Below are 17,508 nucleotides of genomic sequence, written 5' to 3'. Positions count from 1 at the left end.
AGCTTGTTGATCACCTCGACCATGTGGACCGGGATGCGGATGGTCCGCGCCTGGTCGGCCATGGCCCGGGTGATCGCCTGCCGAATCCACCAGGTGGCGTACGTGGAGAACTTGTAGCCCTTGGTGTAGTCGAACTTCTCGACGGCACGGATCAGGCCCAGGTTGCCCTCCTGGATCAGGTCCAGGAAGAGCATGCCGCGACCGGTATAGCGCTTGGCCAGCGAGACCACCAGACGCAGGTTGGCCTCCAGGAGGTGGTTCTTCGCCCGGCGGCCGTCCTCGGCGATGATCTCCAGCTCCATCCGGAGCTTGGGTTGCAGCTTGTCGCCGGAGCCGAGCTTGTCCTCGGCGAACAGGCCGGCCTCGATCCGCTTGGCGAGGTTGACCTCCTGCTCGGCATTGAGCAGCGGGACCTTGCCGATCTGCTTGAGGTAGTCCTTGACCGGGTCGGCGGTGGCGCCGGCGGCGGCGACCTGCTGCGCGGGGGCGTCGTCCTCGTCGTCGGAGAGGATGAAGCCCTTGGTCTCCGGCTCGTCGGGCACCGCGTCCTCGACGACCGCCTCGGGGTCGTCGGGCAACTCCTCGGCGTCCGCGTCGGATTCGCCGGCCTTGCCGGCGGTCTTCTTGGCGGCGACCTTCTTCGGCGCGGCCTTCTTGGCGGCGCCTGCGGCGGCGGTCTTCTTCGCGGCGCTCTTGCGCGGTGCGGCGCTCGCCGCGGGCGCGGTCGGGGCGGTCTCGGCCACGGTGGTGGTCGGCGCGGCGCCGGCGCCGGCGCCGGGTGTCGCCCGTTCGGCCGCTGCCGTCACGGTGCCGGCGCTGCCGGCGCGGTTGGAGACGACGGTCTTGGTCGCGGTGCGCTTGGCGGCGCTCTTGGCCGCCACACTCTTCCGGGTGCGCTTGGGCGCCGCCGAGTCCGCGGCACTGACCATGATGGTCACACCCTCCTGGTCGAGGACCTGGTTGAGGCTGCGCAGGACGTTCTTCCACTGAGTGGCCGGAATCTGGTCGGCCTCGAACGCCTGACGCACCTCGTCGCTGGCGATGTATCCCTGGGCCTCACCCCGCTCGATCAACGACTTCACGTTGACGAATTCGGCGATCTCGGGCGGGAGCGAACGGGATGTGCTGGCCGACACAAACAACCTCTCGACGATCTGGACGGCGTCACGACCTGGTGAACAGGCAGGCGCCGCCAAGCGAACGACACTCGGGCGGACAGCTTGTTCCGTGGTTCCGGCAAACCGTTGCGCTCGGATCAGCACAGCGGCTTGTTTTGCTATTCCCGAACGGCTGCCACCTTCGTACTCATCGGGCCAGGCGAAGAAGTGTTACGCACCCGTTCGGTGGTGCAGCTCACACGGTTCCCGCTACCGGTGCGCGCCACACCCTGTGTGGGGGAACCGGCTCACACGTCACCGGTGATCCGCACTCCCAGGATGGTCACGTCGTCGTCTCGATCCCGATCCCCGAACAGTCCTTCCAGGATGTCGGTCAACAGCGCCTCCAGGCCCTCGTGGGCCCCGCGGGCGATTTCCACGAGGTCGTCCAGACCCTCGTCGATGCCGCGCCCGCGGGTCTCGACGAGCCCGTCCGAGAAGCCGATCAGGATGTCCCCCGGATCGAGTCGAATGGTGTGTTGCGTCCGCTGTTCCGCTACTCCCAGGGGGGTCGACTCCTCGCCGATCTCGACGAGTTTGGCCTTGCCGTCGGCCGAGACGACCACCACCGGTAGGTGGCCCGCGTCGGCGAGGTCGAGCAGGCCGGTCGCGGGATCCACCACGGCGTATACGAGCGTGGTCAGCGACTCGTCGTCCTCGGTCGCGGTGAACAGCCGGTCCAGACCGGTGAGTACGGCGGCGGGCTCGGCGTCGGTGAAGGCGAGCGCCCGCAGGGCCGAACGGACCCGTCCCATACCGGCCGCCGCGGTCAAACCCTTGCCGATCACGTCGCCGACCACGATCGCCACCCGACCGTCCGGCAGTCGGAACACGTCGTACCAGTCGCCGCCGACCTCGAAGTCGGGGGCGCCTGGCAGGTAGCGGAAGCCGAACTCGACGCCGCGCACCGCCGGCAACCGCTCGGGCAGCAGGCTGCGCTGCAGCGCGACGGCGGTGCGGTGCTCGCGCTCGTACAGGCGCGAGCGCTCGATGGCCAGCGCGCACTGGCCCGCGAACGCCTCCAGGAAGATCCGGTCGTCCGGGTCGAACGCACGACCGTCGTCGAAGGTGTAGCGCAGCACGCCCAGCGGCGCGCCGGAGCCGACCAGCGGCAGGATCACCCGGGAGGCCCCCGGGCCGTCGTTCGAGGTGTATTGCGCGATGCCGTCGGTCACCGCGGCCACCAGGTCCGGCGACCAGTGCGCGGGCAGGCCGCGTCGGCGGGCGACGGTGCGCTGCGCGGGCACGTTCGGCCACGGGTACACCGGCGCGGTCTCGTCCAGCAGATACGCCTCCGAGCACGCGGCGGCGATGCCGGTGCCGAGTTCGTCGACCGCCTCCTCCACTTCGGGCACGCTGAGCGTGCCCGCGATCCGCGCGGTCATCGCCTGGAGTCTGGCGGTGCGCCACTGGCTGGACCGCAGCAGTTCCTCGCAGCGCCGCTGCTCGGTGACGTCGCGCACCACCAGCAGTACACCGATCACCGGACCGGCCTCGTCGAGCGGGTCGCGCACCGGCAACCACTGGGACTCGTACGCCCGTTCGCGTGCTTCGGCGCGGGCCGTGCCGACCCGGTCGGCGGGATCGCCGCAGCCCGGGGCTTGGCTCGCGTGGGTCTCCACGTGCGGTTCGCCGCGGGCCAGCACCCGGGAGATGGCTGCCTCGATCCGGCGGGCCCGGGCCGGCGGATAGACCTCGCCGGGACGTCGGCCGAGCAGATCCTCGGTCGCGCGGCCGGCCAGCCGGGCGAGTGCGCCGCTGACCCGCCGACAGTGCAACTGCCGGTCATAGAAAGCAAATGCCGTCGATCCCTGGCTGGTCAAGGTTGCCAGCAGCGCCGCGTCGATCCCTGCGGGCCGCTCGCATCCGACCTTGTCGTCGTTCATTGCCTCACAACCCCACCTGTTGGCAACTCCGGGCCGGCGAGTCAGATATCGAGAGTACGCACGCGAACCCCCTCACCGGGAGGATTGGCCTGAACTCTCCGTACATCGGATATGCGGGCGGACTCGGACATACACGCGCCCCTTCGCCGACCCGTGCGTCGGGTCGGCGAAGGGGCGATGCGCGCGTGTCCTCGGGCAGGCGGTGGCACTGCCCCTCGACTGCGGGTCAGCCCTCGCGCGGGGCGGGGAATTGGCGGTCCACCTCGGGGTGTACGGCGAGCAGCGAGCGCATGGCGGCCTCGGCGCTCTCGCCGTCGCCGGCGGCGACCGCGTCGACCAGACGCGCGTGCAGCGAGACGGACGCCTCGGAGAGGTGCTCGCAGCCGGCCACGTGTCCGCCGGAGACCTGGAGCGCGGCGGCCAGGATGCTCGCGAGGTGGTCGAGCATCCGATTGCCCGCGACCTGGAGCAGCAGACCGTGGAACTCCGCGTCGGCGCGGCTGAAGGTGAGCGGGTCGGGCTGGGCGACGGCCCGCTGCATGATCTCCACCACGTCGGCGAGCCGGCGGACGATCTCCGGATGGTTGCGACACGCGGCCATGTGCGCGGCCAACGGCTCGATGCCCCAGCGCAGTTCGAAGAGTTCACGGCGCTGCGAGTCGCGTTGCGGGCCGCACGCGCGCCACTCGATCACGTCGGGGTCGAGAAGGTTCCAGTCGCTCACCGGGCGCACTCGGGTGCCGACGTTGGGCCGGGCGCTGACCAGGCCCTTGGCCTCCAGGACCCGGAGCGATTCGCGCACCACGGTCCGGGAGACCTCGAAGCGCTGGCCGATCTCCTCGGGCACCAGCGGGCGTTCGGCACCCACTTCGCCCGCGACGATCATCTGGCCGAGCTGCTGGACGAGTTGGCCGTGCAGGCCGCGGCCTCGACCGACGCCGGGTTTGCGCACGGCGCGGGCCGGTTCGAGGTCGGGGCCGTCCCACACGTACGGCCGGCGGGACATCGGGTCGGTGCCGGCGGCGCCCGGCTCGCCGGCGCGGAACGCGTCGGCCGAGCCGCTCGCCGGGGCGTGGGTCATTGTCTGATGGGCAGCGATACTCACGCTCTCCATCTCGGCCTCGAACGGGTCCGGCTTGAGCAGCAAACCCGCTCTCGGCTGAAAAACACACGAAAGGGTGATCTACCTTGCGGGTCGATCGTCCGAAAGTGTGACGTCCGTCGGAACCGGCCAGGCCCTGTCCGGCGGGATCCGCCGGACACGTCCTAGGCTCGGCGGCGCACGAACGTGATCATCGCGAGCACGGTGAGCACGAGCGTGGTTCCGGCCAGGACCGAGCCGTCCACCACCGGCGGCAGGTCGCCGTCGGCGACGGCGAGCATACGGTCCGCGGCGCGGAACGGAAGGTAACGCACGAGGTCTCGGTACGCCGGCGGGGCACCGGCCGAAACGGCCGCCGCGATCAGCCGCTCGGCTCCGGCGGGCAGCGCCGCGGCGGCGATCGCGATCAGTGGGGCGCCGCGGGACAAGGTGCCGATCGCCAGGCCGAGGACGGCGGCGCACAGCACGTAGGCGACGAATCCTGCCAAAATCCGCGGTGCCGGGGCCTCGATCGCCGCGGTTTCCAAGAAGGTCGGGCCGAATACGGCGCGGGCCGTGCCGACGCTCGCGGCCACCGCCAGGACGGCGACCGCGACGGCCGCGACCGCGGTGCCGACCACCTTGACCAGGTACACCCGACCGCGCCGGGGCAACGCGAGCAACAGGCTGGGCAGTGCCTCCCGGCGTTGCTCGCGCGCGCAGGCGAGGGCGGTCGCCAGCATGATCGCGGGAATCAGCACGGGGGTGTGGCCGGGTCCCGCGGTGACCAGGTGGGCCGCCTCGCCTGAGCCGATCGAGACGGCGCCGGCCTGGCGGACCGCCACCCATGTGGCGCCGGCGGCGAGCGCGAGCAGGCCCAGGAGGCCGCCCCATGTCGTGCGCAGGCTGCGGGCCCGCACGAATTCGTATGCGATCGCGCTCATGCGCTTCTCACCTCGTCGGTCTGTCCGGCGTGCTCGGTGGAACGCCAGGTGCGGGCGAATCGGCGCCTCGGCGGCAGCGCGGCGGGCACCTCGTTCGGGTCCGGCTCGCTGCTTCGGCGGGTACGGGCGCCGGTTGCGATGTCGGCGTCGGCGTCGGCCGGACGCGTGCACGGCGCGACGGACGCCCGGGTGTTCGGGTCGGCGGCGGAGGCGGTGCCGGGGGCGGTGCCCGACTCGATGATCCCAGGGGCCTCGGGCACGGTGATCGGGGCGTTGTCGCGGCGGGTCGCCGGCGTGGCTTTCGGCGTGGCTGCCCGCAGGGCCTCCGTTCGTGCTCGAGCCGGGTGCGGATCGGGATCGAGGTCGGGATCGGGGTCAGGGTCGGGGTCAGGGTCGGGATCGGGATCGGGGTCAGGGTCGGTGTCGAGCCCCGTCCCGGGTGCGGCCGACGGCGCCGCGCCGGTGAGCGTCGGGCCCGCCGGCGTCGCGCGGGTGTACTCGGATCCGAGTCCGACGAGCTCCTCGGTGGGCCGGCTCGCCGAGTCGAGCCCGGTCGAGCGTCCCCTGCGCGAATCCTCGTCCTCGCCGGTCCGCCTACGCTCGCGCCCGAGGGTGATCACATCGGTGAACGCGTCGCCGACCCCGGGCTCGCGTTCGACCAACTCGTGCAGCAGGATCCCGCCGCGGAAGGCGATCTCGCCGACCCTGGCCCGATCGGCACCGGTCACGGTGAGCGAGGTGCCGTCGGAGCGAGTGGCGTGCACGCCCTCGGTCCGCAACAGCGCGGACAACCGCGCCACCTGCGGCGTACGCACCGAAACTCCGGCTCGCGCCCCGCGGCGCAGGAAGTCGGCCGCCGACTCGTCCGCGATCAGGCGGCCCCGGCTGATCACCAGGACCCGATCCGCGCAGTGCGCGGTCTCGGCCAGGATGTGCCCGGCGACCAGGACCGTACGGCCATCGTCCGCATAGGCGCGCAGGAAGTCGCGCAGCCAGCGCACCCCCTGCGGGTCCAGGCCGATCGCGGGTTCGTCCAGCACCAACGTGCCCGGATCGCCGAGCAGCGCGCCGGCCAGCCCGAGTCGGCCGAGCGCACCCGCCGAGAGCACCCGGATCCGAGCGCGGGCCACCGGGGTCAGCCCGACCAGGTCGAGCACCTCGTCCACTCGGCGGGCCGGGATCCGACCGGCCGCCGCGAGCATCCGCAGGTGCGCCCGGACGCGGCGTCCCGGATGTGCGCCGAAGAGGCCCACGCAGGCGCCGACCTCGGCGCCGGGTCGGCGCAGCCGGCGGTAGCGTCGGCCGTCGTACAGCGTCTCGCCCCCACCGCGCTCGAGGTCGAGCATCAGCCGCAGGACGGTCGACTTGCCCGCGCCGTTTGGCCCGAGCAGCGCCGTGACCCTGCCGGGGAGCACATCGAAGGACAGGTCGTCGACGGCCACGATGCCGCCGTATCTCTTGGTCAGCGCGCGTGTCTGGATCATCGCCATCGCTCCTCGTCACCCCGAATACGGGAGATCTATGGATCTTTGGCAACATACCGGCGAAATCATAATTTTCCCGGCATTTGATGGCATATCGGCGAGCTGCGGAAAAGTCCGCCGAACCTGGACAGGCCGCCTGGTCCTGGAGGACCATCGAGGTACCGCCGAGTACCGCCACTGGAGGTCGGCATGTCTGTTCCCGATCCGGGCGTCCTGGACGCCGTCCGCCGCAGGCGGGGCGACCTCGACGACGCGTTGTTGATCGTCCGTGACGGCCTGGTCGCCAACCAGGCGGGCCCGCGCCGGGTGGCCGCGCTGTGCGCGGGGCTGCGCCAACTGCGGGCCGATTTGTACGAACACGTCGCGGCCACCGAAGGGCCCGACGGCCTCTACGAAGAAGTGCGGCGCGCGGATCCCAGGTTCGAACCCGCGGTGTGGCGGCTGCGGGATGAACACACCCGGCTCGGCCTGCTCTTGGACGACCTCCTTGCGGGCATCGCCCACGGACCGCAGGGCGTCGCGGGTTGGCCGCCGGCGCTGCAAACGCGGGTGGTGGAGTTGCTCGTGATGCTGGGTCGCCACCGCAGCCGGGACGCGCAACTCGCCTACGACGCGGACGGACTCGATCTGGGCGGCCAGGGCTGACCGGGCGGACACCCTTGCCGGCACGCACCCGCCGGCGGCGGGTGCCGGGCGACGCCGAAGGCGCGACCGCGGCCGGGTCGGTCAGGCCTCGGGGCGCAACATCGGTGGGTTGAGCTTCTCCGCGGAGCCGCGCCGGAACAGTTGGGCCGGCCGGCCGCCCTGCCGGGTGGTGGTGCCGCCGGTGGGCACCAGGAAGTCGGGCGTGCCGGTCACCTTGCGGTGGAAGTTGCGCGGATCCAGGGCCACGCCCCACACCGCCTCGTAGACCCGGCGCAGCTCGCCGACGGTGAACTCCTCGGGGCAGAAGGCGGCGGCGAGCGAGGAGTACTCGATCTTGGAGCGGGCGCGCTCGACGCCGTCCTCCAGGATCCGCCCGTGGTCGAAGGCGAGCCGGCTGCCGTCGCCGAGCAGTTCGCCGACCGAGGACCAGCGCGCGCCGGCCGCGTCGCCGCCGGGGCGCGGGGCGGGCAGATCCGGGGCCAGGACCAGGTAGGCCACGCTGACCACGCGCATCCGCGGATCGCGGCCGGGGTCGCCGAAGGTGGCGAGTTGCTCCAGGTGCACCGGCAGCCGGTCCAGGCCGGTCTCCTCGGCGAGTTCCCGCGCCGCAGCGGCCTCCAGGCCCTCGCCCTCGCGCACGAAGCCGCCGGGCAGCGCCCACGTGCCCTGGAACGGCGGCTCGCCCCGGCGGATGGTCAAGGCACTCAGCGCGTGCTCGCGCACCGTAAGGACGACGAGATCCACGGTGACTCCGAAGGGCGGAAAGAGCGAGGTCTCGGAGCGCGGCATGGGGCGATCCTAGTGCCCGGAGGGCACTAGCTGTCTGGCTGACGATAAAACGGATTCCCGATCGCTCGGCATACCCCGCGCACGCGGGCGGTGGCGTCGCGTCACCGGGTCGCGCGGTTCAGATCGCCAACCGGATGCCCTCCGCCGCCGCCTCCACGATCGCCTGACCGGCCCGGTTGACCCGAACCGTGAACGGCTCGCCGGCCACGCACAGATCGCGTAGTTCGAGCTCGCCGATGTCCAGCGGGCCGGCCGGGCGCACGGTGACCCGACCGGCCGGGACGTCCGGCAGGATCCCGGCAAAGGCCACCAGGACCGGCAGGATCGCCCCGGCCGCACGCGCGAACGGCCGGCATGCCAGGGGGTGGGCCACCGGAGCGTGGCCTTCCGCGCGCTGTTCGCCCGCGTGCATCTCCGGCAACCGGTACTGGAACCACGGTGCGGCGTGCAACAGCCCGGCGAACAGTTGTTGCGCGGCGTCGAGATGGCCCGCGTCGGCGAGTCCGGCGGCGGCCACGCACGTGTCGTGGGCGCGCACCACGCCGCCTCGGGCGGCGAGCGGGTGGTAGCCGGGCATCCGGGCCGACGTGCCGCGCAGCCCCCAGCCGCAGTCCAGGTCGGGCGCGGTCAACCGGCGGGCCACCGCCCGATTGCCGGTGTCGTCCAGGATGCCGCTGCCGGGCAGGTGCGCCATCGCGGACGAGGCCACGGTGATCGGCCGGCCGGCGGGGTCGAGCGCCGCCGCGTAGTACTCACCCGCCGCGTCCTCGGCGCGAAACGCCCGGCGGAAGGCGACGCCGAGTTGCTCGGCCCGTTCCCGCAAGGCGCCCGCGCCCGGCAGGCCGTGCGCGTCCAGCAGGGCCGCGCCGTGCCGCGCGGCCTCATAGGTCTGTGCCTGGAGTTCGCACGGCGCGGGCCCCTCGGGGCCGAGCCGGACGAAGTCGCCCGGCCGCTCGCCCAACGTGCGGGAAAGGTGCCCGAGCGCACGGCCGAGCGCGGGCAGCAGTGCGCCGGCCTCGGCGGCGGGCAGTCCCCAGCGCCAGGCTTCGCCGAACAGCGTGACGAACAGCGCGGTCGAGCCCGCGCAGTCGTAGCGGGCCGGTTCGCCGGCCCGGCCCAGGGTGTGCGGGATCCGCCCGGGGTCCTCGCCGCCGCGCGGCTGCGCGCGCACGCCTTGGCGGGCCGCGAGCAACCGCAGCACACCGCTCGCGAATCGGGTGCCCAGCGGCAACAACATCCGGGCCGTCCACAGCGCGTCGCGCCCGGTGGGGGCCAGTTGCCACGGCGCGCCCGCGGCGGGCAGCGGCGCGGTCGGCAGGTCGGGATCGGGGACGGCGAGCAGCGCCCGCAGGTCGCGCAGTCCCTGGTCGAGCCAGGCCGCGACCCGCACGTCGTCGCAGCGCACCCGGGGCTGCGTCCACGGCGGCCGGCCGGAGAAGGCGCGCGGGCCGGGTCGACCGGGAACCGGGTCGGCAGCCACGCGCAGTTCGACCGCCCACGAGCGGGCCGGCTCCAGGTCGACGTCCCAGCGCAGCGTCGCGGTGGCGGCCAGCGCGGTGTCCGGCGCCGGCTCGGCGCTCGCCCGCACGCTCGTCCCGTCCGGTGCGCTCCACCCCAGACCCGCCGCGGCGACCCGGGCCGGCAGTTCGGTCGGGCGGTGTCCGGCTCGCAGCGCGTCGAGCGGGATCAGGTCGGTACCCAGGGCCAGTTCGACCGAAAAGCGCAGCACCCGGCGCCCGGTGTTGCGCAGCACGAGCCGCTCCCGGCCGGCGGCGTGGCGAGTGCGCTCGATCACCAGGCCGGGGTCGGGCGAGTCCGCGGCGAATCGGCGCATCGCGAGGTAGCGCACGGTGTCGGCCGCGACCACGTGTCCGGACAGCGGTTCGGGCTCGGTGCCGCCGATGGTCAGCACGACGCGCGAGAGCGTGCGCCGCCCGTCGTGGTAGATGCCCTGCACGCCGTGCCCGCGCAGTTGCCCGTCGAGCCCACTGATCGCCATGCCCGGGGCGTCCACGCAGACGAGCGCGTCGTGTGCGACGGGATGTGGGGTCGTGCTCACGCTCACCACGCTCGTCTCCCGCTTCTCATGGGCCCGCGCGAGCGGGATCGGGCTTCCCCGCACCGGCTCCGGCGGCGGTACCGTCCCGATGTCGACCGGTCGATCGACATGTGGCCCCGGCCCCCCAACGGTCACGGCGCCCGGTTGGTCACGGCATCGCGAAAGATCCTTCGGCGCACCTCGGCCGCGCTCAGCGGGCTGTTGATCGCCGAGTGCAGCAACCGCGCCATCGTGTACCCGGCGTCGGCCCGCAGCGCCCGGGTCACCGCGACCCGGGCCAGCACGCCGTCGCCGATCGTCCAGGCCGCCCACGCGGCAAGGGTGAGCGGCGGAGCGGAGGCGGGGGCGAAGGCCCGGCGGGCCAGCGCGGTCCACAGCGCGAGCAGGGCCACGTCGTCGGCGTCGCCCGGCTGCTCGCCGTGCCAGGCCATCGCCTCGTCGCGCACCCGCGCATCGCTCAGCCCCAGCACCAGCCGCGCCGCCTCGGCCGGTTCGATCGTGGTGTCGCCGGCCCGGAACCGCGCACGGTGGCCGGCCAGCGCGGTCAGCGTGCGCCCCACCGCGAACCCCTGGGACTCGCCCCGCACGCTCTCGTACGCCCCCAGCATCAGCTCCCGCATCGCGTACTCCGGCGGCCGGAAGCGGCGCACCAGCTCGGCCAACGACACCGGCTCGGGCAGTCCCGCCCAGACCGCCGTCGCGGCGACCGTGGAGCTGCGTTCGGTGCGCAGCAAGGTGCCCTCGGCCGGGCAGCACCGGGTATCCGTACAGCCGTAGGACCACCAGCGCGCGGCGGTCACACACACCGCCTCGCGCACCTCGATCGCGTGCGTGCCACACGCGTGGACGATCGCCGTGTGCAGCGGCCTCAGCCGCTCGACGGCCGGCGCCGACCCGGCCTCGGGCGCCGTCCCTCCCGTGGCCGGCGCCATCGCCTCGGCACCGTCCGGATACATCGCGACCGCCACGCCGCACGCGCCGGTGCGCACCAGCAGTCGGGCGAAGTGCCGGGCGGCGGGCTCGAAATCGGCCGGCTGCGGCAGGTCGTGGCGCAACACCGGGCCGACCCGACTGCGCTCACCCGGCAGGATGCCCAGCAGCACCACGCTGTCGGTGGGCCGCACCCCGATCAGATACGGCACGGCCTCCACCAGGTCCGCGGGCGAGCGCACCCGCAGCACGGACTGCGGGGACATCGCCACGAAGGGGGTGCGGTCGAAACCATCGGTGTCGTTCATGCGGCGAGCCTGCGCCCGCTCGCGACCCGAGCCCGGCATCCGCCGACGACCTGTGCGCGACTCGGCCGTTGTGGATACATACCTTGACAAACTCGGCCCTACCGGCTCCGTCTCGCCCGGCGTCCGCGCCCCGCGGCTAGCGCCGTCCGCGCGAGCGCATCGCGTCCAGACCCCGAAGCGGTGCGAAGACCTCCGCCTGCGCGGTCAGGGCCCGGTACTCGTCCTCGGCCAACGCGATCTCGGCCGCCGCCACGTTGTGTTCCAGTTGCTCGATCGTGGACGCCCCCGGGACGGCCGCCACCGGCCCCCGATACAGCGTCCACGCCAACGCGATCTGCGCGGGCGTCGCGTCGTGCCCGACGGCCACCTCGCGCAACAGTTCCAGCAGCGGTTCGGCCCGGCGCAGGTTCTCCGGGCGGAACAGTGTCGCGTGCACCCGGAATCCGGCCGGCCGGTTGTACTCGTCGTAGCGCGAGCCGAGCAGGCCCAGGGCCAGCGGGCTGTGCGCGATCACCAGGCGCCGATTGCGCTCGGCCCACGGCACCAGGTCGCGCAGCGGTCCGGGCGCCGCGAGGCTGAACTCGACCTGGTCGGAAAGCACCCGTCGACCCAGCGCGTGCTCGGCCCGGCGCCACCGGGCGAGGTCGTGATTGCTCACCCCGACCTCCTCGACGATCTTCTCGTCCCGGAGTTCACCGAGCGCGTTCATCATCACGTCGATCGACACCAGCGGATTGGCGGCATGGGCCTGGTACAGCGGGATCCGGTCCAGACCCAGCCGAGCCATGCTGCGATACGCCCGACCGCGCAGCACGGCGGTCGTCGGCAGCGCCGGCACGAACGCGGTGGCCACCACGGCCCGACCGGCGTCCGCCCCCAGTGCCTCGCCCAGGATGCGCTCGCTGCGCCCGAGCCCGTAGACCTCGGCCGTGTCGAACAGGGTCACCCCCAGCTCCAGCGCCCGGCCGACCAGCACGTGGGCGGTCACCGACGCGTACGCGTCGCCGTAGCCCCACATCCGCGAGCCGAACTGCCGGGTGCCCAGTCCGATCCGGCTCACCGGGGGAAATCCGTCCACTTCGAGGTAGCGCACGTCGCGCCTCCGTCGCCCTGGGGGGTTTCGGTCCCTTCCACCATCGCGCGCCGAACGCCCGTCGGCCAGGGGCTCAGCCCGCCCCGGTCGGCCCGGGCGCCCCGCGAAGGCGACCCGTTTTTGCACGAACCGCCCCGGCCGCCTTTTCGTGATGTCGCCGATGGCGACTACAAAGGGAGGCATGACCGAGGACCGATCCACCGCCCACGACGCCCGCCCCGACCCCGCGACGGACCTGCGCACCCGTGCCGACGCCGTGCTGCGGGACCTGGCCGGCGGCGACGCGCGGCTGCGCGAGGACCAGTGGCGCGCGGTCGAGGCGCTGGTCGCGCACCATCGCCGGGTCCTGGTGGTGCAGCGCACGGGCTGGGGCAAGTCCGCGGTCTACTTCGTGGCCACCGCGCTGCTGCGCGAACGCGGTGCGGGGCCCACCGTGATCGTCTCGCCGCTGCTGGCCCTGATGCGCAACCAGGTCGACGCCGCCGCCCGCGCCGGGATCCGGGCCCGCACCATCAACTCGGCCAACGTCGACGACTGGGACGCGGTGCAGGCCGAGGTGGCCGAGGGCACCGTGGACGTGCTCCTGGTCAGCCCCGAGCGGCTGAACAACCCCGACTTCCGGGACACCGTGCTGCCCAAGCTGGCCGCCACCACCGGTCTGCTCGTGGTCGACGAGGCGCACTGCGTGTCCGACTGGGGGCACGACTTCCGCCCCGACTATCGCCGGCTGCGCACCCTGCTGGAGGAGCTGCCGACCGGCGTCCCGGTCCTGGCCACCACCGCGACCGCGAACGCGCGGGTGAGCGCCGACGTGGCCGAGCAGCTCGACCCGGCCGGCGACGCGCTGGTGCTGCGCGGCACCCTGGACCGGGGGAGCCTGTCGCTCGGCGTGCTGCGACTGCCCGACGCGGCCGACCGGTTGGCCTGGCTGGACACCCACCTGCCCGAGCTGCCGGGCTCGGGCATCGTCTACACGCTGACCGTCGCCGCGGCCGAGGAGGTCACCGCCTTCCTGCGCTCGCGCGGGCACGCCGTCGCGTCCTACTCGGGCCGCACCGAGGACGCCGAGCGCCGGGTCGCCGAGGCCGACCTGCTGGCCAACCGGGTCAAGGCGCTCGTGGCCACGTCCGCGCTCGGCATGGGCTTCGACAAGGGCGACCTGGGCTTCGTCGTGCACCTGGGCGCCCCGCAGTCGCCGATCGCCTACTACCAGCAGATCGGCCGGGCCGGGCGCGCCGTGGACCGGGCCGACGTGCTGCTGCTGCCCGGCCGTGAGGACGAGGCGATCTGGCGCTACTTCGGCTCGCTCGGCTTTCCCGCCCGCGAGCAGGTCGAGCGCACGCTGGCCGCCCTGGAGGGCGCTGGACGCCCGCTGTCCACACAGGCCCTGGAACCGCTCGTGGACCTGCGCCGCAACCGCCTGGAGCTGATGCTCAAGGTGCTCGACGTGGACGGCGCGGTCAAGCGCGTGCGCGGCGGCTGGACCGCGACCGGACGCCCCTGGGAGTACGACGCCGAGCGCTACGCGCGGGTGGCCGCGGCCCGCGAGCACGAGCAGCAGTCCATGCGCGACTATCAGGCCGACGGCACCTGCCGGATGGAGTTCCTGCGCCGTTGCCTGGACGATCCGGGCGCCGCCCCGTGCGGGCGCTGCGACGCCTGCGCGGGCCCGCGCCACGACGCGCGGGTGGATCCCGCCTCCCGGGACGCGGCACGCGCGGCGCTGGGTCGGCCGGGCGTGGAGGTGGAGCCGCGGCGGATGTGGCCCACCGGCATGGCGGTGGCCGGCGTCGAGCTCAAGGGCCGCATCCCCGACGGCGAACAGGCCGCCGCGGGACGGGCGCTGGGCCGCGCCTCGGACATCGGGTGGGGCAACCGGCTGCGCCCGACCCTGGCCCCCGGCGCGCCCGACGGGCCGATCCCGGACGCCGCGTTCGACGCCGTCGTCCAGGTCCTGGCCGCATGGGGCTGGCAGCGCCGACCCGGCGGCGTGGTGACCATCGCCTCGCACACGCGCGGCGCGCTGATCGACAGCCTCGGCGAACGGCTGGCCTCGGTCGGCCGACTCCCCTGGCTCGGCCGGGTCGAGTACGCGCCCGGCGCGGGCGGTCCGGGGCCGCGCAGCAACAGCGCGCAGCGCCTGCGTTCGATCGCCGACGCGTTCGTACTACCGGACGCGCTCGCCGAGCGGGTGGCCGCCCTGGACGCGCCGATTCTGCTCGTGGACGACCGCACCGACACCGGGTGGACGCTCACCGTGGTGGCCCGCCTGCTGCGCCGGGCCGGGGCCCGCCAGGTGTTGCCCCTGGTGCTCACGATGGAGGGGTGACCGGCGCCGGCCGACCCCCGTGCCATCACGCGGACGTACCGAATGATCACACGTACGTGTTGCCGAGTTCGCGGGCGTCACGCAAGAATCGACAAGGCGTTCTCTTCACATTCCCGTGCGGGCCCCGTCGGCGCCGCTCCGCCGCGAGCCGCCCGTATCCGGAGCGTGCGCCGCTGTCCGTCCCGGACGGAAGGAGGACCGTGCACATCGCCGCAACCGCCTCCACCGCGCCCGCTCACCACGGCGCACCCACGGCCAGTCCCTCCCGCTGGCTGGACACCAAGTCCTGGCGTGCGCGGGGGATCCCGTTGCTGCGCGACCCCCGGGCGCTGCTCAAACGCCTGCACGACCTGCACCAACCGGTCGCGCGCACGGCGGTGGTCGCCGTCCTGGATCGGTCCGAACGCCCGGTGGCCAGCGCCTCCTTCGGCTTCGGCGAGGCCCGTACCGACGGCTGGCGTTGCCGCAATCTGATCCTGGCGAACCTGCGCCTGATCGTCCCGGACGACCTGCGGAGGGGCACCCCGACGCACACCACGGTGCTGGCGATCCACCGCGAGGGCACGCGCGAGTGGGAAATGGACGACGGCCGCTGGATGTGGGGGCTGCACGACGCGTGCGTGCTGCACGGACTGCGCTGCGGCGCGGTCGCGATCGTCACGCGGGACGGCTGGCAGGTGGTCGCCGACGGGCGCTCCGGGCGGACCCCGGCGCTGCGCGCGGGCCGCGAGGGCGGTCCCGGCGGCAGCACGCCGATCAGGGCAGCGGGCATCGCCCCGGCCCGCCCCGCGACTGAACTGCCGCAGGTGCGTTACCTGCCGGAGGCGGGGCCCACTCCCCTGGTACGACCTTCCGCGTCCTGACGGACGCTTTGAATCAGGCGGTGAGACCGCGCTCTGCGAGCCAGTCGACCAGATCGGTCGTGACCGTCAACGCGTGGTCCTGGACGAGCTCCGGGCTCTGCAACCGCGTACGCAGATGTTGTGCGTGGAACGGCTTGATCCCGGCGATCAACTTGCGCACCCCGAACACGTTGCAGAACGCCCGGTCGTCACCGGCCGAGAAGGCGCGGTCCCATTCCTGGCGTTCGGCCCCGATCAGGGTGGTGTAGGCATACCGGTTGAGATAGCCCGACAACATGTCGATGACGGTGCTACAGGCCCGGTACTGCTGTATTTTCAGCCGGTCCTCCTGGTCGCTGAGGAACCGGTCAAGGAGCTGCGCGATCGACGGCGATTCCGACATGGCAACGAACCGTAGCCGACCTTCGGCTTCCGCGGGGCAGGGGGCCCGAGTTCGACCGGACCGGATACGAGCGGGCCCCCTACGTGCTACGACGTGCTATGCGATACCGGTGAGCGCGCGCACCCGCTCGATGTCGCCGCAGACCGTCACCGACGCCCCGGCGGTCAGTGCCGCGGTCAGGATCTGCGCGGCTTGGTCCTGGTCGGCGAATCCGTTGACCACGACCACGACCGCGGCCCGGCGCAGCGGACGCGAGGCGGGCAGCGACGCGTAGAAGACGTCCTTGCCCTCGTCGTACTGACGCCAGTACTGCGCGGCGCCGAACGTCTCCTCGTGCTGCTGCCACGGGTGTGGCCCGCCCGTGGTCAGCACCAGGATCGAGCCGGGCTCGGTGCCGGCCTCCAGGAGCGCGTCCACCGCGTCGTCCGCGGCGTCGAAGACGTTCTCCTCGGTCGCCGCGATCAGCGTGACGCGCGGCGCGGCCGGAGCGGGCTTGCCGGGCTTGCCCGGCTTCGCCGGGGCGGATCCCGCAGCCGCGGTCGCCTGACGCGGCACGGCGGGCTTGGGCGGGCCCGGCTTCGGGCCCGGTCGAGGTCCGGGCTTGGGTACCGCGCCGGACGGACGCGGTACGGACGGGGTTTCGGGTGCGGACGTCGCGTCCGCGGTGTTTTCGGCAGTCACCGGATTCACAGTCATGTCTGGGGAAGGCTCGGTTCGTTCGTGGCGGTACCGGGATGCCCGGCGGTGAGGAGACGCGGGGAGGGATCGGTGGAGTCCCGTTCCCCGGAGAACACACGCGGCATGGTGGCAGTCCTATCAAAGCCGCGCGGGGCGTGCCCACCCAGGGTGCTCCTGGGGTGTGGCCCGGGCGTACGACGGCGCATCCTACGATGCCCCGTCAGCTCGGCCGGATCAATCGTCCACCACCACCCCGTGCTCGATCACCAAAGCTGCCAGGCCCTCCGCATAGCCCTGACCGACCGAGCGCAGGCGCCAGGAGTCGCCGCGTCGGTAGACCTCGGCCAGGATCATGACGGTCTCATCGCCTCCGCTCAACCGGAATTCGGCAAGTCGGCGGCAGGTCACAGGGTCGACGATACCGACGGTGACGGGTACCTGGGCAAAGGTGGTGCCACTGGCGGCGTCCAACGCGAGCGCGACCAGGACCCGACTGCGGCCGGCGGGCAACGTGGTGACGTCGATCTCGACCGAATCCGAGCCCGGTTCCACCTCGTTGGTGGTCCCGGTCTGCAGTTTGCCGGCCAACCGCACCGCACCGCTGGCGTGCACCGGTTGGTTGAAGAACACCAGGTCGCCGTCGTCACCCACTCGGCGGTCGTCGTCCAGGACCAGGGCCACCGTGTCGCCGGCCGCCTGGCCGGGTGCCCACCACGCCGCCTCGATCCGCACCGTGCCCGCGAACGGGCCGAGATCCTCGATCGTGACGGCCTGCCCGCGGGTGAGCGCACGCGGTGGTGCGTCCGCCGGCCGGGGCGGCACCGCGGCCGGTGGTGCGCCCGCCGGTCGGGGCGGCTGGGCCGCGGACGACGCCTCGGGC

Annotated in this window: 15 protein-coding genes; 3 read left to right on the top strand and 12 right to left on the bottom strand. The window is 73.2% G+C overall.

Annotated elements, in window-relative coordinates:
- The 5 genes from ABZS54_RS36050 to ABZS54_RS36030 form a co-directional block, all read right to left on the bottom strand.
- The coding region (locus ABZS54_RS36050; RefSeq protein WP_355545950.1) for a sigma-70 family RNA polymerase sigma factor at positions 1-1,142 on the bottom strand (1,142 nt) is incomplete at its 3' end.
- Positions 1,143-1,405: 263 nt separating this feature from the next.
- The gene (locus ABZS54_RS36045; RefSeq protein WP_355545948.1) at positions 1,406-3,043 is read right to left on the bottom strand and encodes a SpoIIE family protein phosphatase; all 1,638 of its coding nucleotides are present in this window, start codon (positions 3,041-3,043) and stop codon (positions 1,406-1,408) included.
- Positions 3,044-3,269: 226 nt separating this feature from the next.
- Positions 3,270-4,124, bottom strand: coding sequence for a FadR/GntR family transcriptional regulator (locus tag ABZS54_RS36040; RefSeq protein WP_355545946.1), 855 nt, complete (start codon positions 4,122-4,124; stop codon positions 3,270-3,272).
- Between the two features lie 185 nt (positions 4,125-4,309).
- On the bottom strand, positions 4,310-5,068 hold the full coding sequence (locus ABZS54_RS36035) for a hypothetical protein (protein WP_355545944.1): 759 nt from the start codon (positions 5,066-5,068) through the stop codon (positions 4,310-4,312).
- Entirely contained in the window at positions 5,065-6,552 is a 1,488-nt protein-coding gene (locus tag ABZS54_RS36030) for an ATP-binding cassette domain-containing protein (protein ID WP_355545942.1), read from the bottom strand. The genes ABZS54_RS36035 and ABZS54_RS36030 overlap by 4 nt, the downstream gene beginning before the upstream one ends.
- Positions 6,553-6,741: 189 nt before the next feature.
- On the opposite strand from ABZS54_RS36030, the gene ABZS54_RS36025 reads away from it, so the two are divergent.
- Positions 6,742-7,197 (top strand): hypothetical protein, encoded by a 456-nt coding sequence (locus tag ABZS54_RS36025; RefSeq protein ID WP_355545940.1) that lies wholly within the window; start codon positions 6,742-6,744, stop codon positions 7,195-7,197.
- A gap of 81 nt (positions 7,198-7,278) precedes the next feature.
- Here the strand turns inward: ABZS54_RS36025 and ABZS54_RS36020 are convergent, their stop codons facing one another.
- From ABZS54_RS36020 to ABZS54_RS36005, 4 genes are all read right to left on the bottom strand, one after another.
- Positions 7,279-7,986 (bottom strand): NUDIX domain-containing protein, encoded by a 708-nt coding sequence (locus ABZS54_RS36020; RefSeq protein ID WP_355545938.1) that lies wholly within the window; start codon positions 7,984-7,986, stop codon positions 7,279-7,281.
- A 118-nt stretch (positions 7,987-8,104) separates the two neighbouring features.
- Positions 8,105-10,045, bottom strand: a complete 1,941-nt coding sequence (locus ABZS54_RS36015; RefSeq protein ID WP_355545936.1) for a glycogen debranching N-terminal domain-containing protein — start codon at positions 10,043-10,045, stop codon at positions 8,105-8,107.
- A 131-nt stretch (positions 10,046-10,176) separates the two neighbouring features.
- On the bottom strand, positions 10,177-11,283 hold the full coding sequence (locus ABZS54_RS36010; protein WP_355545934.1) for a DUF4192 domain-containing protein: 1,107 nt from the start codon (positions 11,281-11,283) through the stop codon (positions 10,177-10,179).
- A 136-nt stretch (positions 11,284-11,419) separates the two neighbouring features.
- A complete protein-coding gene (locus tag ABZS54_RS36005; RefSeq protein ID WP_355545932.1) occupies positions 11,420-12,376 on the bottom strand; it encodes an aldo/keto reductase in 957 nt (318 codons plus the stop codon).
- A gap of 181 nt (positions 12,377-12,557) precedes the next feature.
- Between ABZS54_RS36005 and ABZS54_RS36000 the strand changes: the two genes are divergently transcribed.
- Both ABZS54_RS36000 and ABZS54_RS35995 read left to right on the top strand, forming a co-directional pair.
- A complete protein-coding gene (locus ABZS54_RS36000; protein WP_355545930.1) occupies positions 12,558-14,705 on the top strand; it encodes a RecQ family ATP-dependent DNA helicase in 2,148 nt (715 codons plus the stop codon).
- A gap of 200 nt (positions 14,706-14,905) precedes the next feature.
- Positions 14,906-15,568, top strand: coding sequence for a hypothetical protein (locus tag ABZS54_RS35995; protein WP_355545928.1), 663 nt, complete (start codon positions 14,906-14,908; stop codon positions 15,566-15,568).
- Positions 15,569-15,581: 13 nt separating this feature from the next.
- On the opposite strand, the gene ABZS54_RS35990 is transcribed toward ABZS54_RS35995, so the two are convergent.
- The 3 genes from ABZS54_RS35990 to ABZS54_RS35980 form a co-directional block, all read right to left on the bottom strand.
- Positions 15,582-15,950: a hypothetical protein gene (locus tag ABZS54_RS35990; protein ID WP_020554773.1), complete on the bottom strand. Its 369-nt coding sequence runs from the start codon at positions 15,948-15,950 to the stop codon at positions 15,582-15,584.
- 96 nt (positions 15,951-16,046) lie between these two features.
- Entirely contained in the window at positions 16,047-16,631 is a 585-nt protein-coding gene (locus tag ABZS54_RS35985; RefSeq protein WP_355545926.1) for a hypothetical protein, read from the bottom strand.
- A 231-nt stretch (positions 16,632-16,862) separates the two neighbouring features.
- A partial coding sequence (locus tag ABZS54_RS35980) for a TerD family protein (protein ID WP_355545924.1) occupies positions 16,863-17,508 on the bottom strand: 646 nt, incomplete at its 5' end.

The sequence above is a fragment of the Embleya sp. NPDC005575 genome, assembly GCF_040605455.1.
Lineage (GTDB): Bacteria > Actinomycetota > Actinomycetes > Streptomycetales > Streptomycetaceae > Embleya.
The sequence above is the reverse complement of the archived record's forward strand: the minus strand, read 5'-3'. Positions and strand labels throughout refer to the sequence as shown.